This is a genomic window from Hyalangium sp. (genome assembly GCF_045802625.1).
In the GTDB taxonomy this organism is placed as follows: Bacteria; Myxococcota; Myxococcia; order Myxococcales; family Myxococcaceae; genus Hyalangium.
This window is the reverse complement of the sequence record NZ_JBJMQP010000221.1, coordinates 40,515-61,513: the sequence shown is the minus strand read 5'-3', so window position 1 is coordinate 61,513 and position 20,999 is coordinate 40,515. Positions and strand designations below refer to the sequence as shown.

Sequence of the window (20,999 nt, the reverse complement as noted above, 5' to 3'; positions counted from 1 at the left end):
CATGTCCGGCTCGCGCGAGGCCGTCAGCGGCGTGGGCACGCAGATGACGATGCAGTCCATCTCCGCCGCCTTGGCGAAGTCCGTGGTCGCCTTGAGCTTGCCCTCGGTGCTCAGCTTCGCCAGCGGCTCGCTGGGGATGTGCTTGATGTAGCTCTCACCCTTCGCAATCTTGTCGATCTTGCGCTTGTCGATATCGAGCCCGGTCACGGGGAAGCCGGCCTCCGCGAACGCCATGCCCAGCGGAAGCCCCACGTAGCCCAGCCCCACCACGCACACCTTCGCTTCCCGCTTGCGAATCATGTCCACCAGCGGGCTGACCATTACGCGCATCGTCGTACCCCCGAATGAGACACCGTGAAACACGGCCGTCTCGAGTCGAGCCCCTTTGGGCTCTTCAAAGAAGGTCAGACGCTGCACATGGCCCTGGCCCGGCACCACCCCGCCTCCAGGGCCACGACGTGAGCGTGTGTAAACAGATCCACCGCGAGAGCAGGAAGGCCCTCTGTGGCGTCAGTGCCGTCAGCTCGCTGCTTGCCTGCCCTCGCGCTGACGGATCCACTCGTTCGAGCAAACAGGCCCACGTCGGCGTGCACCAGCTCCGAGTGCAACCCTCCCGAGAGTCTCGGAAGGAATTTGGATTGTAGACACACGTTCTTGTGGCCCGCGAACGCACTCCAGCGTTCCCATTCAGGGTAACAGCCGTGCAAGCGGCTGATTACGCTTCAAGGACACCCCACTGATGTTGGACTTCTGCCGTCGAAGCACTCGTGGCCTCGCCATGTCCTCCCTGTTGCTCACGTCCCTTATTCTCGGAGTGGCCTGCGGCCCCAACGCAGAGCAAGGAGCCTCCGATGAGGGCAGTGCACCTGTCGTTGCTGATGCCTCTGGAGAGGCGACCGGGCCGAACAACCCGGATGATTCCGCCGAGCTGGCGGCCGCTGTCGGTCCCGAGGAGGGCTCCGCGGAGCTCCTCACTCAGTCCGATGAGCTCACCAGCACCCCCGTCACCGCGCAGGCCACCGGGCTGCGCTCCGTGGCGGACTGGGAGAAGCTGTTCCTCAGCCGATGGAGCGCCGACCACGCCAGCTTCCTGCCGATGAGCACCTCGAACGATAGCTGGCAGTACTACAACCTCGCCTACGGCATCGACGGGAACACCGCGATGTACCGGGCGACCGGGAAGACGCAGTACCTGGATCGCGCCCTGCTCTACGTCAACAACATGGTCGCGAGCGCTCGCCCCTCTTCGACGCTGGGCAGCAACTTCCATGACTCGTACCTGAGCTGGAAGTCCAAGCGCGCCGAGGTGATCAACCAGGAGGTGGCCCTCTATGAGAGCTACTGCTGGCGCTATGTGACGACGCTGCTGCGCGTCATCCACGACACGCCCGCGCTCTACAACAACGCCAACTACCGCGCGCAGTACCAGAAGCTGCTGGACTTCTCCGAGAAGAACATCTTCGAGAAGTGGTTCAAGCGCGGCGCCAACGCCTATATCTACCGCGTCAACACGCACATGGCCTCGCACTGGGCGCTGATCGCGCTGAACCTGTCGCGGCTGACCACGGATGCGACGCGCAAGGCGAACTACCTGGCGGTGCTCAACAACGTCAACCAGCACCTGCCGAACTACAAGTCCTCCCTGCGCCAGCAGATGGGCACCAGCCCCATCAACTCGGCGGCCTACTTCTGGAGCGACACGTGGGCCTCCCACGCTCGCCCCGGCCAGGACGTGTCCCACGGCAACGGCGTGATGGCCTTCGTCGTCGAGTCGCATGATCTCGGCGTGGAGTGGACGGACGCGGACATGCACAAGTTCGTCGCGACGCTCAACAACGTCATCTGGAAGGCAGCGGGCAAGTACGGCAACTACGTGGACGGCTCGGGCGCGGGCAATGGCTGGTTCAACGATGGCCTGGTGAAGCTCGGCCGTTATGACGCCAACCTCCAGCGCCGCCTGGAGACGCACACGGTGGGCCAGAACACCCAGCTCTACGGGAACGGCGCGCTCAACGCGCGGATCCTGCTGGGTGCGGCCGCGAAGTAGCCGAACGGACACACCCACCCCCCTCCCGCCCGAGAGCGCGGGAGGGGCGGTGGTGTGCAGTCTCCGGGGCGCGCCGGGTGCAAAGCCTGGCCTTCCTCTCGTCCTGGAGCCTGCATGTCTTCGCCTCCGCGCATCTACCTGTCCTCGCCGCACCTGGGCTCGCTCGAGCGCGGCTATGTCGAGGAGGCCTTCGCCAGCAACTGGATCGCTCCGCTGGGGCCACACGTGGATGCGTTCCAGACGGAGTTCGCCCGGTATGTCGGAGCGCCGCATGCGCTCGCGGTGAGCTCTGGCACGGCGGCGCTTCACCTGGCGCTGCAGCTGGCCGGGGTGGGACCTGGAGACGAGGTGCTGGTGAGCAGCCTCACCTTCTCGGCTTCGGTGAACCCGATCCGGTACCTGGGCGCGGCCCCAGTCTTCATCGACAGCGAGCGGACCTCCTGGAACATGGATCCCGCCCTGCTGAGCGAGGAGCTCGAGGTGCGGGCCCGGGCTGGGCGGCTGCCTCGCGCCGTCGTGGTGGTTCACCTGTACGGCCAGAGCGCCGACATGGATCCCATCCTGGCGGCCTGCGAGCGCTACGGAGTACCCGTGGTGGAGGATGCGGCCGAGGCCCTGGGCAGCACGTACAAGGGGCGCGTTCCAGGCACGCTGGGCCGTGCCGGCATCTACTCCTTCAATGGCAACAAGATCATCACCACCTCGGGCGGGGGGATGTTGGTGTCCTCCGACGAGGGGCTCGTCCAGCACGCGCTCAAGCTCTCCACCCAGGCGCGCGATCCCGCGCCGCACTACCAGCACTCCGAGATTGGCTACAACTACCGGCTCAGCAACGTGCTGGCGGCGATCGGCCGCGGGCAGTTGCAGGTGCTGGAGGATCGGGTCGCCGCCCGGCGCCGGAACTTCGCCTTCTACGCTCGGGCCCTCGCCGGAGTGCCGGGGATCTCCTTCATGCCCGAGGCTCCCTGGGGACGCCACACGCGCTGGCTGACGACGCTGACCATTGATCCGGCGGAGTTCGGCGCGAACCGCGAGGCAGTCCGGGTGGCGCTCGAGCGGGAGAACATCGAGGCACGGCCGGTGTGGAAGCCCATGCACCTGCAGCCGGTGTTCGCCGCGTTCGAGCGGCGCGGAGGGCTCGTCGCCGAGGACTTGTTCCAGCACGGGCTGTGCCTGCCGTCCGGCTCCAACCTCACGCAGGATGACCTGGCGCGGGTGGTGGAGGTGGTGCGGGCCGTTCCCCAGAAGCTGGCCCGGCGAGTGGCCGGCTGAGCGCCGGTTGCAAGTGAACAACCTCAGGCTCACGCCGGGGCCGAGCGCGACGCCTCCTCCTCGTCCGCGGGCTGCTCTCCTATCGGGATTTGGAGCACGAAAGTCGACCCGTCCCCAGCGTGGCTCTCCACGTGAATCGTCCCGCCATGGGACTCGACCATCTGCCGGGTGAGGAACAAGCCCAGGCCGAGCCCCCCGTACTCGCGGGAGGACACTGCCCGCTCGAAGCGCTCGAAGATGCGCTCCCGCGCCTCGGGGGCAATGCCGATGCCGTGGTCCCTCACCGCGATGCGGACCCACCTTCCCTCCCGGGAGACCTGGACTTCGATGGGATGCCCGGCCCCGAACTTGATCGCGTTCGCCAGCAGGTTGACGAGCGCCTGCTCGATGCGGCCCCGATCCCACCATGCCGTCACATGGGCCTGGAGCTCCACCCGCACCGCGCTGTCGGCCCGCGCGGCCTCCTCGGCGAAGGAGCCCACCACCTGCTCCACCCATTCGCCCACGTCCACCTCTTCCCGGTGGAGCTCCAGCCGGCCGCTGGTGATGCGCCCCACATCCAGCACGCGCTCGACGAGCTGGCTCAGCCGCCTGACCTGACGTGAGGTCGCTCGGAGCTTCTCGCGCGCCACCTCGGAGGCGTTCTCCCGGCGCAGGAGCGCGTCCAGGCTCTGCACGTGTAGCGAGAGCGCGGTCAGGGGCGTGCGCAGCTCGTGGGCGGCGATGGTAATGAACTCGTTGCGCGCCTCGATGGCCTGGTGCGCCTCCGCGTAGAGGTGTGCGCTCTCCAGCGCCATGCTGCACTGGTTGGCCAGATCCTCGGCCAGCGCGATGTCCTCCGCTCCCGCGTGGTGGGCCGAATCATCCTTCATCAGCACGAGCCCCCCCTGAACGGCCCCCCGGCCCCAAAGCGGAGCCAGCACCGCCAGGCCCTCCGGGGTGCGCCAGTGCTTCAAGGTGGTGGGCAGCGGCGGCAGGTGCCCGCGCAGGCGCGCCTCCCGGGCGGGGCTCCATTCCGCCTGCGCCACTCGCTCCAACAGTCCGTTCTCGTCTACCAGCCACACCGCGCAGCCCATGCACATCCGCGAGCCCACGAGGTGCGCCAGGCGCGGGAAGCTCTCACGGATGCTCAACGTCGCCGCGAGCACCGTCCCCGCCTCCACCCGCAGGTGCTGGAGCTCCTCCGTCCGCCACCGCTCGGAGACCACCGCCGCCAGCGTCAGCGCCGTCAGGCCGAGGATCGCCAGGAAGGCTTGGAGACTGGAGATCCGCTCCTGCAACGAGGCCACCAGGGTGCCAAAGGGACCTTGCCCGAGCGTGGTGTGCCAGAGCGCGAAGAGCGCCACCACCGCCGAGGTGCTCGCCGCGCCCAGGGGGCCCATCCGCAGCGCCCCCCACAAGACGAAGGGGAAGCTGGCGTACGCCATCGAGGCCCAGACCCCGTGGACCGTGGCATGGCCGAAGAGGAAGTGCGCACCCAGCGCCGTCAGGCCCAGCAGTCCCCCCAACTCCACGAAGCATCGCCAGCGCTTGGAACGCAAGGCCGTGGGTGTCCACGTCAACAGCAGCGGTGCGACCAGGATCGTCCCCAGCCCGTCACTCAACCACCAGTTCACCCAATCCGCCCAGAACGAGGATGGCTCGATCGAGAAGAGGTACCCGAAAGAGCCCACCGTGGCGCTGATCAACGGGCTGACCAGGCCTCCGAAGAAGAGCAGCCCAGCGATCTCCCAACGGTGGGAGAGCCGGATGTCGGGGCCCACGAAGCGCCGCATCAGCCACGCGCCCGTCAAGGCTCGCAGGCAGTTGGCCAGGCCCCACAGACCGGAGACCCAGAACGGGAGGGGAAAGCCATGGACGAGCACCGAGGCCACCTCGGCCACGAAGACGGTGGCTAGCAGGGCAGGCCAGCGCCGCGGAGGGGAGCGCAGCAAGAAGGCGAGCGCAATCCCGCTCGGCAGCCAGAGCACGGCGCTGGGATGGGGCGGGAAGACGAGCTGGTTGGCGAAGTTCGCCACCACGAAGTACATCACCCCGAGCACGAGGGCTCGGCGCCACGTCTCATCCCAGCTGGCTGTCCTGGTTTGTTCCATCTGGCCTCCCCCTGAAGCTATGCCTCTGGCCTGGAAGCCGCCCCTCCTGGCGCAGTGCAGGAGAGGATGGGGGGCGAGCGAGCGCTCTTCAGGCCGGTCGAGGCGGAGCTATCTGCCGGAAGAGGAGAGCTCCCGGAGCCCTTGGCGCAGCGAGTCGAGGAGCCCGGGCGGATCCCCCTCGCGCATGCTGGAGATCCCCGCCTCGAAGTCGGCGCGTGCTCCGGCGGTGTCCCCCAGCCGGGCGCGCAGCACGCCTCGATCGCGCAGCAGCTCTGGATCCACCGAGTCCTCCTGCTCCGAGGCGAGCGCCTCGGTGAGATCCTGGATAGCCTCCTCCAACCGGCCTAGCTGTGCTCGCGCCTGGGCCCGCTGGTGGAGCAGCCACGGGTTGCCTGGATCCTGCGCCAGCGCCTGGGTCCAGTCGCGCTCGGCCTCGGCATGACGGTCGAGCGCCCACAGGGACTCGGCGCGCTTGGCATAGAGGATGATCAGCTTGCGGTGCCCCACGGACTCCACCGTGTTGAAGTCCTCCACCGCCTCCGCATGCCGCCCTACCCGGGCGAGCGTGAGTGCCCGCTGGAGCCGCGTGGTCAGGTGCCCCGGCGCGATCTCCAGGACGCGATCGAACCAGGGCAGGGCCTCGGCGGGGGCGCGACCCCAGATGGCCAGCGTCAGCCCCAGCTCCAGCAGCACCCGCACCTGCGTCGGGTGAGCCTCGGCGAGCTCCCGCACGCGAGCGAGCGCCTGCTCGTAGCGCCCACTGCGCCGCAGGCGATCCACCTCGCGAAGCTGCCCGGACAGCTCTGGCAGCCACCGTGTGCGTCCCTTGTGCTCCATCCCTCGCTTCCTCCGTCGGCCGCATCCTGGCATGGCAGCGGGTGCTTCACGCAGGGCCGCTCAGCCGACTACGCTCCTGGATTGTGACTCCATACACCATGCTGCACCTCGCGCTCGCGGGGGCGTTCTTCGTCCTCGCGCTGTTGCACTTCGTCACCTGGGCCGCGGTGAGATCTCAGCGGGTTCAGCTCTGGCTCGCTTCGAGCTTCCTCGGGTTCGCCGTGCTCAGCCTCTCCACCGGGCTCACCAACCACGAAGCCAGCGCGATGATCGCCGACACCCGGCCCTGGCTCCTGCTCGGCGTCCTTCCGTCCATCCCCCTCCCCTTCACCCTCCTTCGCGTCGCGTGGTCCCTGTTGGATGTGCCCCTCACCCTCTGGCGACGCGTACTGTTGGGTGTGGCCCTCGTGCTCGGGGTGGTACGAGTGATCGATGTGGCCTGGGCCCTCTTCAGCCTGCCTGATACCGGACTCACCGCGGAGGCGCTCTCGCATGCCACCTCGGGCCTGAGCCTCCCGCTGTTCTGGATGCTCGCGACGTGCGTGGCCGGGACCTGGGCCGGCGAAGCGGCTCGGCTCTTGATGCGCCGGGGCGCGATGGCGGCCGCGGTGCTCGGCGCCGCGCTGTGCGCGCTCGTGCTCCTGGGCCGTGAGTTCGCCGTCGACATGGACTGGCTCCCGGGGCCCTCGCTCTTCGTGCTCGTGGGGCTCCCCTTCCTCCTGCTCGCCTCCACCGCGCTCGCCATCCTCACCGCGCGCTCGCTCCGCGGCGCGGACCTGGGCACCGGCATCCACCGCTATCGCCGGCTCATGCGGCTCGGACGCGGCGGCATGGGCGAGGTGTGGCTCGCCGTGCGCACCGGGCGCGCGGGGTTTCATCGGCTCGTCGTCCTCAAGCGGATGCTGGAGGATGACCAGGACGATCCGGAGATCCAGGTCCGGCGCTTCATTGGCGAGGCTCGTACCTCCGCGCGCCTCCACCACCCGAACATCGTCTCTGTCCACGATCTCGGGCAGATCGACGGCGCGTGGTTCATCGTCATGGAGTACCTGAGCGGCGTGAACGTGTTCGAGCTCGTCCGGCGCGTCGCCGCGGGAGCCACCTTGCCGCTCGAGGTGATCGTCGAGATCTGCCAGCAGTCCCTGCACGGGCTCGCCTACGCGCACGAGCATGGCGTGATTCATCGGGACATCAGCGCGGACAATCTCTTCGTGTCGTTTGACGGTGTGGTGAAGGTCGTTGATTTCGGGATCGCGCATCGCTCCGGCGAAGCCCAGGAGCGCCCCTCCACGAAAGCCTCCGTGCCTTCCGAAGAGCAGCGCGACGAGCGGCTCACGGAGGTGGGCCTCGTCATTGGAAAGACCGGATACATGCCGCCCGAGCGCCGCGCGGGGGCCGACGCGAATGTGTCCGGCGATCTCTACGCGCTCGGCTGCGTTCTCTATGAATTGCTGTTCGGCGATCTTCCCGGCCTCTCCATGCGGGGCGTCCGGTTTTCGGAGCCGGAGCGGCCCGACGCTCCCGAGGCATATCGGATGCTCCGGAGCATACTCGAGCTCGCGCTTCACCCTCAGCCGCAGAAGCGCTACCCCGACGCCAGGGCCTTCCAGCGCGGGCTCGATCCGGTCCGGCACATGCTTCCGCCGGTCGAGCTCGCGGGCTGGCTGCGCGAGAACTTCGCGGATCGATGGGGACGCGAGCGGGCGCTCCTGGAGCTCAGCGATCCCACGCCCGAGGAAGTGGAAGCGCTGCGCACGCGCGAGACGCCCGCGGCGCCCGAAGCGTTGCAAGCGACCACGAAGATCATCGGGCACGATCCAGCCGTCGCAACCACCGTCGAGGCGCAGGCGACGCAGCTCAAGCCGCGTTCCCCCGGAAGCCAGCGCCGCTGAGCGCCCACGGTTCGGAGTGCGCCTTCCGCCGCCACTGGCGCTCCACCAGGCGGCGCGGGCCGGCGCTGGAGGCTTCGCGTGGCGCGCTCATTCGAGCTCTACCTTCTGTGACGGGGATGGGGGCTCGCTGCCAAGGAACTCGAACATCGTTGCGCTCCCCGCGTAGGAGATGCCCTGGCGTTGCACCACGCGCAGCAACGTCAGCGCGAGGATCTTCACGTCCAGCGCCACGCTCCAGTGGTCCACGTACCAGACATCCAGCCGGAAGCGATCATCCCACTCCAGCGAGTTGCGCCCGTTCACCTGCGCCCAGCCCGTAATCCCCGGGAGCACGTCGTGGCGCCGGGCCTGCTCGGCGGAGTAGCGCGGCAGGTACTCCACGAGCAGCGGGCGCGGCCCCACCAGGCTCATGTCCCCGCGCAGCACGTTCCACAACTGCGGCAGCTCGTCCAGACTCGCCGCGCGCAGCATCCGCCCGGCCCGCGTGAGGCGCTGCCCATCCGGGAGCGGATGGCCGTCGGCATCCCTCGCCTCGAGCATGGTGCGGAACTTCACGAGCTGGAACAGCTTCCCTCCCCGGCCCGGACGCACCTGACGGAAGAGGATGGGCCTGCCCAGGGTGGCCCAGATGACCAGCGCCGTCGTGGCCATCACCGGGGACAGCAGCAGCAGCCCCACTCCCGCGGCCACCCGATCGATACACTGCTTGAGAAACAGCCTCGCTCCAGCCTGTCGATGCATGTTCACCCCATGTGTTTGAAGATCGAGGCCTCCGCGGCACTCAGGACGCCGCGTCGGCCTGCGGCGTGGCGGGCCCTCCCGAGCCGCTGGGCGCCGGGCCCACGGCGTGGACTCCGAGCCGCTTCCACGCTCGGACGGTGAGCGCCGCGCTGCAGCTCAGTTCGATCAGCCAGCCCAGGGCCAGCGCCCACGCCGCGCCCATCGGCCCCGCCGAGGGCACCCACCACGCGCTGCCCAGCGCCACCACCCCAATGGAGCCGGCCAGCATCACCACCTGCGCCTTCAGCTCCCGCGCCGCCGTGAGCCCGATCTGCAGGCTCACGCAGACGTACTCCAGCGCCGCGGCCACCATGAGCCAGACGAACAGCGGGAGGTTCTGCGCGTAGGCGGCTCCGTAGAAGAGCGTCAGCGCCCAGCGCCCGAGCAGCACCGCGCCAGCGATGGCACAGAGCCCCACCAGCCCCGCCGCTCCCGTGAAGCCCGCGAGGGCCCGGCCATAGCGGCGCTGATCTCCCTCCGCGTGGTAGCGCCCCAGCCGGGGGCTCACCGCCTGCCCCAGCGCCTGCACCACCCGGCCTCCCAACGCCGTGAAGTACGCCAGCGCCGCGTACATGCCCAGCTCGGCCTGGCCGAAGTGCGCCTCCAGGATGTAGCGCGGGACGTTGGGGCGCAGCGAGCTCAGCAAGGCGGTGATCCCCAGCGCGTAGGCCAGCCCCAACAGGCTCTTCAGGCGCCCCCCCTGCTCTCGCCAGGGCGTGCGCCACAGCAGCCGCCAGGGCCGCTCTCCGAACTCGCGCCGGTACGCCTGGGTGTCGAACAGGAAGAGCACCGTGGCCCACGAGAGCACCAGCGCCACCGCCGCGAGGATCGCGCTCCCCGTCAGCCAGAGCGCCAGCCCCACCAGCACCACCGAGAGCACGCTCTTGGCGCTCAGCGAGCGGGCGATCAGCGACATCCGCTCGGCCTTCTGCAAGGCGCCATAGAACGCCTCGCTGAGGGCCTCGAAGCCCTTGGCCAGCGCCAGCAGCGCGATGATGGTACTGACGCGCGCCGAGTACCCCGCAACCCAGGCGATGGCGCAGCACAGCACCACGCCCCCCAGCACGGTGAGCAGCAGCAGCCCCAGGTAGTGCTCGAAGCCATAGGCGCCTCGGGCGTCGGTGGCCTGCAGCGTGCGGATCTGCATCCGCGCCAGCAGCATCACCGGCGCGGTGATGGCCAGGCCCAGGGCGAACTCGCCCACCATCTCCATGGTGCCCAGCCGCGCGTAGAGCACCAGCACGCCCCACTGCGCGAGCGCGTACACGAGCCCCGCCGTGAGCGTCCAGGCGAAGTTGCTGCCCACCGTCTGGTGCTTCATGCCGTGAGCACCGCGCGCTGGAGCACCCCGGCGAGCCGCCGCGCCGCCGTGTCCGCGGAGAAGTGCTCCCGGCCAATCCGCGCCGCCCGCGCCCCCGCCTCGGCCAGCCACTGGGGATCTCGCAGCCGGCTCGACAGCAGCTCCGCCGCCTCGGCGACGCTCCTGTTCGGCAGGACCAGCCCGAACTGCTCCCGCTCGATGAGCTCCGCCTGCCAGCCTCCGTGGTTGATCGCGATCGGCCGGCCGGCGGCGAGCGCATCGAAGAACTTGTTGGCGGAGTTGTCCTGCAAGCACGGCACGTCCGTGACGAACGAGGTGGCGATGGTCGCCGCCGAGAGCACCGCGGGCACCTCCGCCTTGGGCACGCTGGGCAGGAAGAACAGGTTGCGGTGGCGCACTCCCAGCAACTCCGAGAGCGTGTGCAGCGAGCCCTCCTCCCTCCCGCTGCCCATGATGACGAAGCGCACCTCGGGCTCTCGCCTCAGCATGTCCGCGGCGATGCGGACCAGGTAGTCCAGCCCGTTCACCAGCCCCAGCGTGCCCGCGTACAGCACCATGGGCCGATCTCCGAGCCACGCATGCTTCCGCCGGAACTCCGCGCCCGCCGAGGCCGGCACCTGGAAGCGCTCCGGATCGCAGAGGTTGGGAATCACGGTGATCTTCTCCGGGGAGACTCCCGCCGCCTCCACCCCGGCCTTCATCCCCGGCGAGAGCGCGACGATGTGCTCGGCTCCCGCGTAGGCGGCCCGCTCGAGCAGCTGGGCGGCCACAATGGCCGGGCGGCTCTTGAGCGCCCCGAGCGCGATGGGGATGGAGGGCCACAAGTCCCTCACCTCGAAGACCATGGGCTTGCGCTTCCAGCGTGAGGACACCAACCCGGGCACGGCGATGGTCAGCGGCGTGCTCGTGGCGAAGACCACATCGCCGTCCAGCTGCACCGCCCGCTGCGAGGCGTTGACGGCGAACCGCCCAAAGGCGCGCATCCGGTTCGAGTACGTCATCTCATTGGAGTACGGCACCGGGAGCCAGTGCACGTGGATGCCGCTCTCGGTCGTCTCGCGCCAGCCCTTCGTGCTCAGGGAGGGCTCGGTGTCCGAGGTCACCATGTGCACCTCGTGGCCCATGCCCACCAGGCGGCGCGCGAGCTCGTAGGAGCGAGTCCCGCCGTGCATCTCGGGCGTGGTGAAGTACTGGTGGAGGTAGATGATCTTCATGTCACGTGACTCCGGGGACAGAGGGGAAAGCGGGAGGGAGACGCGGCCAGGCCTCCGAGGCCGCACGCTGCCTGGCGACCGAGGTGCACGAGGCCATCACCATCAGCAGGTAGATGGCGCGGCTGTCGTAGAGATCTCCGCTGGACTGGCTGCCGATCAGCATCAGCAACGCCGCGCCGACCGTGGCCCCATCGAGCCCGTGGCGCCCTCGGAACGCCGAGCGGACGAAGGCGAGCAGCACGCCCGCGAGGAACAGCAAGCCCACCGCGCCGCCCTCACAGAACACCTCGAGGAAGAGGTTGTGAGGGTAGACGCCCAACCCCAGTGACGGGAACGCCGCGAGCCCCGCCCCCGTCACCGGGTGCTCGAGCCCCAGCGCGTACGCGGCGGCGTACAGCTCCTCGCGCCCGGACAGGTACACCTTGGTCTCGGAGGCGCTGCCCTTGTCATACTTCAGCGTGAGCTTGAGGAAGCGCTCCTCCACGGCGCGGTTGATCGCCTGGCCCATCGGCGTGAACAGGATCGCCACGGAGACGGCGGCCGTGGCGAACAGGGCCAGGAGCACCAGCCGGCGCAGCGGCACGCGCCCCACCACGAGGAAGGTGAGGATGCCCGCGATAATGGCGCTCGCCCCACCCCGCGAGCCCGTGAGCAGCGCCAGGAGCACCCCGGTGGCCGCCAGCGGAATCCAGAGCCACGCCCGCCCCCGCCGAGACCAGAAGTACAGCGATCCGAGCGCGAGCAGCCCCATGAGCCGGGCGAAGACGTTGGGCCCGCCTCCCAGCACCGCCAGCCGTGCGCCGCCTCCCCCGCCCAGCAGTTGGCGCACGCCGGCGAACGCCAGCAGCGCCGTGGCCGTCACCACCACGGACCAGAACGCGTCCAGCACCTTCGCCGCCGGTTGGCGGAGCACCGCGAGCCCGAAGCTCACGCTCATCACCAGGACCAGGGCCAGCTCGTAGAGCTTTGTCACGGAGAAGCTCGAGCTGGGCGCCCAGAGCACGCTGGTGCCCATGTACCCGAAGAAGCCCAGCAGCGCCGCCAGGAGCCACGGATCGCTCCGAGTCTCTCCCGGCCGCGCCGCACGGTGGGCACAGTGCACCAGCCCCACCGCCGCGAGCACCAGCCCGCCCATGACGAGCCACATCCGAGGCTCCTGGAACGGATCCGGCTCGGAATCCGCGGAGGTCAGCCGGTTGAAGCCCCAGCGCCCCGCGAGCACGTAGAGCGCGGCGATGAGGCCCAATCCTGTGCGTCGGATCCAGCTCACGGGGGCTCCAGCCTTCGCTCAGCTCGCGGTGGGGTACTCGTACTGATAGATGCCGCTCACGACGCGCCCCGCCGCCGAGCGCGGCACGCCGTTGAAGATGACTCCGTGCACCGAAACGCCGCTCTCCTCGAGCCGGTGCACGGCCGCGGCGATCTCCCGCATCGGGTGGAGGCCCGCTCGCACCACCGCGAGGTTCACCCCCGCGTGCCGGCCCACCAGCGCCGCGTCGGTCACCGCCAGGATGGGCGGCGTGTCGATCAGGACCACGTCGTACTCGGCCGACACCCGCGCCACGAGCTGCGTGAACCTGTCGCTCATCAGCAGCTCGGCGGGGTTGGGCGGGAGGGCTCCGGTGGACAGGAAGGACAGGCTCTGTCCGGGAACTTGCTGGACCCCCTGCTCCAGCTCGCCCGTGCCCTGGAGAAACTCGGAGAGTCCGCGGGAGCGCTCGGCCCCGAAGCAGCGGTAGAGCCAGCCCCCGCGCAGGTTGCCGTCCACGAGCAGCACGCGCTGGCCGGACTCGGCCATCACCCAGGCGAGGTTCACGGAGACGAAGGAGGTGCCCACACTTGGGCTCGGCCCGGTGATGGCCACCACGCGGTTGCGCGAGTCCTTCAGCGTGAGCTGGAGGCGGGTCCGCAGGCTTCGCAGGCTCTCGCTGAGCAGATCGTGGGGGTGGGCTTGAGCGAGGATCTCCCGCCTCCCCTGCTCTGCCTCCCGCTTCCGGCGAAACCGGCGCGACGGGGCCTTGCCCCAAGGGAGGCTGGCATAGACCGGAACCGCGAGCTGCGCTTCGACCGTGGCGGGATCCGAGACGCCCTTGTGGAGCGCCTGCCGGGTGAAGGCGAACGCGACACCGAGCGTCAGCCCCAGCACGAGGCTGACGGCGAGCACTCCCGCCTTGCTGGCGCCCACGGGGCTGCGGGTCACCACGGGCTCATCGAGGATCCGCGCGTTGCCCATGGTGCTGGCCCCGATGACCCGGTACTCCTGGGCCTTGTTGTTGAGCTGGAGGTACAGCTCGTTGGCCACCTTCACGTCCCGCATGAGCTGCGCCGAGGTGAGCTCCGCGCCCGGCAGGCTCTTGAGCTGGGTGTTGAGAGCGGCCTGCTCGGACCGGAGCCGCGCCAGCTTCCGGTTGGTGGCGATCACCACCGGGTGGTTCTCGGTGAAGCGCTGCCGCAGCTCGGAGCGCTCGAGCGAGAGCGTGGAGAGCGAACGCTCGACATCCGCGCTGCGCTGGAGGATGGACTGGGCCTCCATCCCCAGATCCACGTTCCCCTTGCCCGCGCGGTACTCGCTCAGGGCCGCCTCCGCCCGCTCCAGCTCCTTGCGCAGCCCGGGCAACTGGCTCTCGAGGAATGTCAGCGTTCGCTGGGCCTCCTCGCTCCGGCTCTCCACGTTGTAGCGGAGGTACTGGCGCACGATCGCCCCGAGCGTCGCGGAGATCGCCATTGGATCCTCTCCCTCGAGGGCCAGGGTGAGGATGCCGGTGTTGAGCCCCTTCTCGGCCAGGTGCAGCGAGCGCTGGAGCTCCTCCACCACCTCGAGGCGGGAGCGCTGGCTCACCCGGAACTGCGTGCCCGGGCGAGCATTCAGCTCGGCGACGAGCAGCTCTACCTGCCGGGGAACATCCGCTGGCGCCGTGGCGGAGGTGCCGACGTTCCCATGGAGCAGCAGCTCGCCCTTCGGGCCGAGCAGCGTGTACGCGCCACCCTCCCCTGCCACGAGCGTGAGGGGGAGCTCCTCCAGCTCAGGCGGCACGCTCACCCGCTCCACCCGGATGCGCTCTCCTCCCCAGGCGTAGCGGCCCAGGCCCCACAGCGGAGGCTCGGCGAGGCCCGTGTCTCCATGAGCGCGAGCGATCGCCTCGCCAAACAGCGGGAAGCGCCGCGGCCGGGCCACCACATCCAGCTGGAGCTCGTCGACGACCTTTCCCAGCAGGGCCCGCGAGCTGACGATCTCCATCTCGGTGGACGTGTCCCCGGCGAAGTGCGCGAGCATCTGGTCGATCTCGCCCTGGTTGCTGCTCTTCTGTTCGATCTGGAGGACAGCGCTGGCGCGGTAGAGGGGCGGCGCGGAGAGCATGTACAACGCCCCGCCCAGCAGCGTCAGGGCCAGCGTCGCGGCAATCGTCCCGCGGTGCTCGCGAAGGATGCCCAGGTGACTGCTCAGATCGAGCTCGCCATCTGGTGCTCCGCGGTGAGAGCGAACAGGAGCCTTGCGGTCGGAGGAGCTCGTCATGGCGATTGCAATATGACTGCGCGGTTGCCGATATCTATCGCCTGCCAGAGCAGCTGAACTGTTGGCTGGATCTGACTGATGATGCGGTTCCAGCGCGTCAAGTCGTGCGCCGAGACGAACACCACGTCGTGTGGTTGAAGTTGAAACTGCGTGGCGAGCAGGAGCGCATCCGGCGACTGCGCATCGAGCTTGTAGATGGAGGGCCGATCGAAGCTGCCGCGGATCACGTAGACCTTGGCCGGGTTCGAGGTGACGGGATCAAAGCCCTCGGTGTCACCGATCGCCTCCGCGAGCGTCATCCGCCCCTTCACCATGAGGCGCGAGGAGGGTTTGCGGACCTCGCCGAGCACGAACACTTTGTTGCGGCTGCGATCCGGGACGTTGAGGATGTCTCCGTCCTGCAGGAGCCAGTTCTGGCTGGCGTCTCCTTGCTCGTAGAGGGCCTGGAGATCCAGGGTGTATGTCTTGCCGCCGCGGCTGAGGGTGACGCCGCGCATGTCTGCCTCCACGGTGAAGCCCTTCGCCTGGCTGATGGCGTCCTGCACGCGCAGGGGCACGTCGGTGATGGGGACGGTGCTGGGCGCGGCCACCTCGCCGGTGACCTGGACCTTCTGGCCTCGGAAGCCCACCACGCGCACGTCGAGCTGCGGATGCTCGATGACGTTGGCCAGGCGCTGTGTCAGGAGCTGGCGGATCTCGCTCAGCGTCTTCCCCGCGACCTGGATGGTGCCCACGTGGGGGTAGAACATCGTCCCATCGGCCGCCACCGGGTTGCCAGCGGACTCGGGGGAGCGGAACTCGCCCGCCGGGATGGTGAGCTCTGGGTGATCCCAGACGATCACGCTCAGCACGTCATGGGCGGTGACGCGGTAGTCGTAGTCCACGGCGGCCTGTGCCAGCGGATCCTGCAGCGGAGCGGGCTGGGCCTGCCGCCGGGCCTCCTGTTGCTTTTGGAGCAGAGAGGCGTCGATCTGGACGATCTCGTAGGCGTCGTCGGCGCCGCCGTCCGCCTTGCCGGCGTACCGCTCGCGGAAGGCATCCTCGTCCATGTGCATGCCTGGACCCAAGGAGCACGCGCTGATGCACCCCATGACGGCCAGCAGCAGGGCGTGCTTCATTGCCCAGCCTGAGGGCTCCCGCCCGAGTCTTCGAGCCTGTGTTGCTTGCGCCACAAGGACTCTCCCCGAGGGCCCCCCGCCCTCGAGAATTCCAGATGAACATGACCGCCGAGGCGTGGGGTTACGTGCCTCGAAGCGGTCGCATTGTTCTGATCACTTGGAGCGCGCGTAAACCGGTGGGCCGGTGGGGTGTCTGGAAAAAAATAGGACGCCGCGCCCGGATAACAAACAACCTGCCCTGCGGGGCCGGGCACTCGGTGTCACACAGGCAAGAAGTCGCGGCGAGTCGGCTTGCGCCGGGGTAGAACGGGCTGGCATCGAGCCGCAGCGGTCCTCTTTTGAACGAGAAGGCGTGGGAATGGACGTCCGAACTTGGAGCACGATCCTGTTTCTGCTCTCTGCTTGCGCTACGCCGGAGTTCCGCATCACCTCGGGTGGCTGAACTACTGGTCCGACGCTGCCGCACGGGCCATCGGCTTCCCGGACCCAGCCCGTGATGCGGACCTACTCTTACGGGCGCGGCGTACCGTGACAGGCGGGTGGATTGTTCGCCTCACAGAAGAGCCGCTCGACCTGGACAACTCCGCCCATTTATCCGCGCTCTTGCGTACTTATGAGCGGTTCCCTGCGATAGGTGGTCGCTCCATAGTTGCAACGAAGACACGGCGAGCCACCTGTCTGTAGACAAGTTATCCCTACAGGGCACTGCTCACTCTCAGCCCTGCCCTGCCGTCCCCTGCCCCGCGGCCCGCACCGCCTGGGCCACCTCCGAGAGCGACACCGCAATCGGCTCACCACCCGCCATCGGCTTGAGCTGGCCCTTGCCGCTCTCCCGCTCCGCCTGGCCAAGCACCAACGTGAAGCGCGCCTTCGTCTTGTCCGCCCGCTTCATCTGGCTCTTCAGGCTGCCGCCGCGCGTGTCGAACTCCACCTTCAGCCCCTCGTGGCGCAGCTTGCTGGCCAGCGCGAAGGCCGCATCCGCCGAGCCCTCGTCCGCCACCGCCACGAACAGATCCGGAGGCGCGCTGTACTTCTGCCCGCCCTCCTTCAACAGCAGCGTCAGCCGATCCAGCCCCAGCGCGAACCCCACCGCCGGCACATCCGGCCCGCCCAGCGCCTTCAGGAGCTTGTCGTACCGGCCGCCACCGCCCACCGTGCTCGCTGTGCCCAGCGCCGGGTGCGCCGCGATGAACTCGAACGTCGTGCGCGTGTAGTAGTCCAGCCCGCGGACGATCTGCGGGTTCACCACGTAGCGAATGCCCAGCACGTCCAGCTTGCGCCGCACGTCCGCGAAGTGCGCCTTGCAGGGCTCGCACAGGAACTCGAGGATGTTCGGCGCCGCCTTGACGATCGCCTGGCACTTCTCGTTCTTGCAGTCGAGCACCCGCATGGGGTTCGTTTCCAGCCGGCGCTGGCAGTCCTCGCACAGCTGCTCGCGGTGGGACTTCAGGTAGTCCACCAGCTTCTGGTGGTACGCCGGCCGGCACGCGTCATCCCCGAGCGAGTTCAGGTTGAGCGACACATCCTTCAGCCCCACCTGCTCCAGCAGCTGCACCACCATGTCCATCAGCTCGACGTCCTGCGCCGCCTCCTTCGAGCCGAGCGCCTCCGCGCCGATCTGGAAGAACTGCCGGTAGCGGCCCGTCTTCATCCGCTCGTAGCGGAACATGGGGCCCACGTAGTACCAGCGCGTGAGCGGCTCCTGGTTCAGCACCGAGTGCTCGATGTACGCGCGCACCGCCGGCGCGGTGCCCTCGGGGCGCAGGGACAGGCTGCGGCCGCCCTTGTCCTCGAAGGTGTACATCTCCTTGCCGACGATGTCCGTCTCCTCGCCCACGCTGCGCACGAAGAGCGCCGTGTCCTCCACCATGGGCGTGCGGATCTCCCCGTAGCCGAACCGGGAGAACACCTCGCGCGCCGCGCGCTCGATGAACTGCCACGTCTCCACCGGGGCCATGTCTCCGCCCAGCTCTCCGGGCAGCAGATCATTCATCCCCTTCACACCGCTGATCTTCTGACTCACACGATCTCCCCGATGCGACGCCCCATCCGCACCACGGTCTCGGGCTGCAGGCTGTCGTCCCACTTCACCCGCTTGGGCTCGAACAGCAGGATCACCGTGGACCCCATCTCGAAGCGGCCCAGCTCTCCGGCCTTCTCCACCGGCAGGTGCGTCTCGTACGAGTGCACCTTGCCCGGCTTGCCCGCGTGCGTGATCACTTCGTCATACGCGGCCTTGATCCGAGACACGCACGTGGCGCCCACCTTCACCACCGCGCACTTGCCGGCCACCGTATCCAGGTAGGTAATCAGCCGCTCGTTCACGCAGAACAGCGACTGCTTGTTCTTCACCGATGCGGGGTTCACCGGCCAGAACTCGCCGGGAATGTACGCGTAGCCCGTAATCGTCCCCGCCAGCGGCGCGTGGATGCGGTGGTAGTCCCGAGGCGACAGATACAGCGTGGTCCACGCTCCGCCATGGAAGGGGGCCGCCGCCGCCTTGTCCCCCAGCAGCTCATCCACCGTGTACTCAATGCCCTTGGCCTGCAGGCACCGGCCGTTGTCCGAGTAGCCCACCTGGGACACCCGTCCATCCACCGGGGACACGACCACCTTCTCCCCCGCCTCCACCGGGCGCAGGCCCGGCTTCAGGCCGCGGGTGAAGAACTCGGCGAAGGTGGAGTAGCGCTCGAACGAGTGCTCGGCCTCCTCCATGTCCACGTTGTACGCCTTGGCGAAGGCCTTCATCGCCATGCGGTGCACGGGCGCCGGCGCGGGCAGGCGCGTGGCCACGCCCACCGCCGAGGACAGGGCGGACTTGGGCAGGAGCTGCATCAACTTCATGAAGGTCTGTTCGTTCATCGCGGCGAACTCTCGAGTGTTCCAGGCGGGAGCGGGCGTGCAACCGGGCCGGCTGGCTCACCTGCCCCCGTCAGAGCCTGTCCCACCGTCCGGGTAGATAACCTGCACGGCACTCCGGGGTAACACCGCCAGCACCTTGCCCTCTTCGACGAGGACCACCTGACCCACGAAGGAAGGGTATGCCTGGCTGCACCTCGCCGCATCAGACATCTCCCACGCATCCCGGAGCCCATGGTCCAACACGTTGATGGGCTTGGTGGAGCGGAAGCAGCCCAGGTAGCCGGCCGGCAGCTCGGACGCCGGTGAGCCCACCCCGGGGCCCGGGTCCTTCGTACCCGCATCCTTGGGTGCCTCGGAGGGCGGCTTGGGCGTGGCGGGGGGCTCCGGCGTGTAGGGCGTGGAGGGGAACGAGTCCACCTGGTGCGCCGAGGCGATGGCGTCCTCCTGCTCCTTGCGGGCCTTCTCCATCTTCGCCTTCCCGTTCTGGATGCGCTGATCCAGCTCCTTGGCGGACTGCGCATCCAGGCTGTCGGGAGGCACCTGGGCCAGCAGCGCCTGGACCTGATCCATCTGCGGATCCCGGTACGCCTCATCCAGCTTCTGGCCGTACAGCTTGCTGAAGAGCTGGTGGGCCTGATCGTACTCGGGGGACGGCGCCGCGGACTGCTTGCGGCACGCGGCCGGAGCCAGCGCGATCAGGACGGTGGAGACAAGGCCCAGCAGGGGCCGACGCAGGGTCGTCAGGCTGTGGTTCCGCACAGCGGGCGTATATGCCACGTTTCCCGCTGCCCCGCCGCATTTCAGCGGCCAGGCTACCCGGGAGCGGGCCCGCCCTCAGACGCCCAGGAACAGGCGCTTGCCGAAGTTGAGCGCCAGATCCGCGTCGAAGATCTTCTGCGCCGCCGTCTCAATGTCGTACTCCACGCGGGTGTACTCCACCGTGCGCGCGTCCGTGTCGCAGATCACGAAGCAGGCCCGGTTGTCGTAGTCCCGCGGCTGCCCCACGCTGCCCACCGAGATGATGTACTTGTAGCCCCGGCGGATGCCGAACTTCTGGGCCACCACGTCGTTCACCTCGCCGTTGCCAATGGCGAACGCCTTGCACAGGTGGCTGTGGCCGATGAACGTCACCTCCGGCAGCTCCGACACGAACGGCGTCAGCTCCCGGGCCTGCTCCAGCGCGAAGATGTACTCGTACGCCTTGGGCTCAATGGGCGAGCCGTGGCAGAAGCCCACCTCGCCAATGCGGTACGTGTACGGCAGGCTCCGCAACCACCCCAGGTTCTCGTCCGAGAGCACCCCGGCGGACCAGTCCAGCGCGTGCCGGGCCGCGTCGTAGTAGTACGAGTAGTCCATCCGCCCGGCCACCGCCGCATCATGGTTGCCCAGCAAGGTGACTTCCGTCACCGAGCGCACCAGATCGCAGCACTCGTTGGGCGAGGCCCCGTAGCCGACGATGTCTCCCAGCGAGACGATCCGGTCCACCTTGTTCCGGTCCGCCGTGCGGAGCACCTCCGTCAGCGCCTCGATGTTGGAGTGGATATCGGAGATGACGGCGATCCGCATGTCTCTTCTGCCTCGCTCAGTCGTTCTCCGGGCAGCTCAAGCCCCGGGGCAGCGCGCTCGCGCGTAGGAGATGATCTGTCGGAGTCGCTCCAGGTTCGCAGCATCCAGCGACTCGAACTGCAGCCCCATACCTGAAGGCCGATGCTTATCATTGTGACGCGTCCAAACCACCTTGACCAATGTCTGGACCTCGGGACCGTATTCCTCCCCCACGCCCAGCCGGACGGTGGCCCGCATGCCCTCTCGCAGAGGGGTGCTGGTGCGCAGGAACAGGCCCCCCTCGCTCAGGTTGCCCACGCGCGAGTACAGGGTGACGTTCTCCCCCTCGCACCAGCAGCGCATGCAGGAGGGGACCCGCCCGGACTTCCGGTTCTCCATCGACCCGACTTCCTCCACGGCGGCACTCACGGATCTGGCCTCCCCGTGTCTTCCAGGAGTCTGCAAAAATGACAGCGGGGGCGCACCGTACGTGGCCGTCCCACA

18 protein-coding genes are annotated in these 20,999 nt (G+C 68.6%); 4 read left to right on the top strand and 14 right to left on the bottom strand.

The window, feature by feature from the left end:
• Positions 1–330 (bottom strand): 3-hydroxyacyl-CoA dehydrogenase NAD-binding domain-containing protein (locus tag ACJ8AT_RS35420; RefSeq protein WP_407742389.1); only part of this gene is annotated, 330 nt, incomplete at its 3' end.
• 448 nt (positions 331–778) lie between these two features.
• On the opposite strand from ACJ8AT_RS35420, the gene ACJ8AT_RS35415 reads away from it, so the two are divergent.
• On the top strand, positions 779–2,047 hold the full coding sequence (locus tag ACJ8AT_RS35415; protein ID WP_407742388.1) for a hypothetical protein: 1,269 nt from the start codon (positions 779–781) through the stop codon (positions 2,045–2,047).
• Between the two features lie 114 nt (positions 2,048–2,161).
• Positions 2,162–3,319 carry an aminotransferase class I/II-fold pyridoxal phosphate-dependent enzyme gene (locus ACJ8AT_RS35410; protein WP_407742387.1) on the top strand — a complete coding sequence of 386 codons (1,158 nt, stop codon included), beginning with the start codon at positions 2,162–2,164 and terminating at the stop codon, positions 3,317–3,319.
• A 29-nt stretch (positions 3,320–3,348) separates the two neighbouring features.
• On the opposite strand, the gene ACJ8AT_RS35405 is transcribed toward ACJ8AT_RS35410, so the two are convergent.
• Entirely contained in the window at positions 3,349–5,412 is a 2,064-nt protein-coding gene (locus ACJ8AT_RS35405; protein ID WP_407742386.1) for an MASE1 domain-containing protein, read from the bottom strand.
• Positions 5,413–5,520: 108 nt separating this feature from the next.
• Complete coding sequence (locus tag ACJ8AT_RS35400) at positions 5,521–6,249, bottom strand: tetratricopeptide repeat protein (protein ID WP_407742385.1); 729 nt, start codon at positions 6,247–6,249, stop codon at positions 5,521–5,523.
• Between the two features lie 98 nt (positions 6,250–6,347).
• Between ACJ8AT_RS35400 and ACJ8AT_RS35395 the strand changes: the two genes are divergently transcribed.
• On the top strand, positions 6,348–8,141 hold the full coding sequence (locus tag ACJ8AT_RS35395; RefSeq protein WP_407742384.1) for a serine/threonine-protein kinase: 1,794 nt from the start codon (positions 6,348–6,350) through the stop codon (positions 8,139–8,141).
• Between the two features lie 87 nt (positions 8,142–8,228).
• On the opposite strand, the gene ACJ8AT_RS35390 is transcribed toward ACJ8AT_RS35395, so the two are convergent.
• From ACJ8AT_RS35390 to ACJ8AT_RS35365, 6 genes are read right to left on the bottom strand one after another with little or no spacing between them, the layout of a single operon-like run.
• Positions 8,229–8,882 carry a sugar transferase gene (locus ACJ8AT_RS35390; RefSeq protein ID WP_407742383.1) on the bottom strand — a complete coding sequence of 218 codons (654 nt, stop codon included), beginning with the start codon at positions 8,880–8,882 and terminating at the stop codon, positions 8,229–8,231.
• A 40-nt stretch (positions 8,883–8,922) separates the two neighbouring features.
• Complete coding sequence (locus tag ACJ8AT_RS35385) at positions 8,923–10,242, bottom strand: lipopolysaccharide biosynthesis protein (RefSeq protein WP_407742382.1); 1,320 nt, start codon at positions 10,240–10,242, stop codon at positions 8,923–8,925.
• Positions 10,239–11,456, bottom strand: coding sequence for a glycosyltransferase family 4 protein (locus tag ACJ8AT_RS35380; protein ID WP_407742381.1), 1,218 nt, complete (start codon positions 11,454–11,456; stop codon positions 10,239–10,241). Before ACJ8AT_RS35380 ends, ACJ8AT_RS35385 begins: the two co-directional genes overlap by 4 nt.
• 1 nt (position 11,457) lies before the next feature.
• On the bottom strand, positions 11,458–12,726 hold the full coding sequence (locus ACJ8AT_RS35375) for an O-antigen ligase family protein (RefSeq protein WP_407742380.1): 1,269 nt from the start codon (positions 12,724–12,726) through the stop codon (positions 11,458–11,460).
• Between the two features lie 18 nt (positions 12,727–12,744).
• Entirely contained in the window at positions 12,745–14,970 is a 2,226-nt protein-coding gene (locus ACJ8AT_RS35370; RefSeq protein WP_407742379.1) for a polysaccharide biosynthesis tyrosine autokinase, read from the bottom strand.
• Positions 14,967–16,088: a polysaccharide export protein gene (locus ACJ8AT_RS35365; RefSeq protein WP_407742378.1), complete on the bottom strand. Its 1,122-nt coding sequence runs from the start codon at positions 16,086–16,088 to the stop codon at positions 14,967–14,969. Before ACJ8AT_RS35365 ends, ACJ8AT_RS35370 begins: the two co-directional genes overlap by 4 nt.
• 372 nt (positions 16,089–16,460) lie before the next feature.
• Between ACJ8AT_RS35365 and ACJ8AT_RS35360 the strand changes: the two genes are divergently transcribed.
• A complete protein-coding gene (locus tag ACJ8AT_RS35360; protein WP_407742377.1) occupies positions 16,461–16,772 on the top strand; it encodes a DUF5953 family protein in 312 nt (103 codons plus the stop codon).
• Positions 16,773–16,803: 31 nt separating this feature from the next.
• Here the strand turns inward: ACJ8AT_RS35360 and hisS are convergent, their stop codons facing one another.
• The 5 genes from hisS to ACJ8AT_RS35335 form a co-directional block, all read right to left on the bottom strand.
• Positions 16,804–18,111, bottom strand: a complete 1,308-nt coding sequence (gene hisS / locus ACJ8AT_RS35355; protein ID WP_407742376.1) for a histidine--tRNA ligase — start codon at positions 18,109–18,111, stop codon at positions 16,804–16,806.
• Positions 18,108–18,950 (bottom strand): archaetidylserine decarboxylase, encoded by an 843-nt coding sequence (gene asd / locus ACJ8AT_RS35350; RefSeq protein ID WP_407742375.1) that lies wholly within the window; start codon positions 18,948–18,950, stop codon positions 18,108–18,110. The genes hisS and asd overlap by 4 nt, the downstream gene beginning before the upstream one ends.
• 57 nt (positions 18,951–19,007) lie before the next feature.
• The gene (locus tag ACJ8AT_RS35345; protein ID WP_407742374.1) at positions 19,008–19,709 is read right to left on the bottom strand and encodes a hypothetical protein; all 702 of its coding nucleotides are present in this window, start codon (positions 19,707–19,709) and stop codon (positions 19,008–19,010) included.
• A gap of 75 nt (positions 19,710–19,784) precedes the next feature.
• Positions 19,785–20,516 carry a metallophosphoesterase family protein gene (locus ACJ8AT_RS35340; RefSeq protein ID WP_407742373.1) on the bottom strand — a complete coding sequence of 244 codons (732 nt, stop codon included), beginning with the start codon at positions 20,514–20,516 and terminating at the stop codon, positions 19,785–19,787.
• A 36-nt stretch (positions 20,517–20,552) separates the two neighbouring features.
• Positions 20,553–20,924, bottom strand: coding sequence for a TIGR02266 family protein (locus ACJ8AT_RS35335; protein WP_407742372.1), 372 nt, complete (start codon positions 20,922–20,924; stop codon positions 20,553–20,555).
• Positions 20,925–20,999: the final 75 nt, after the last annotated feature.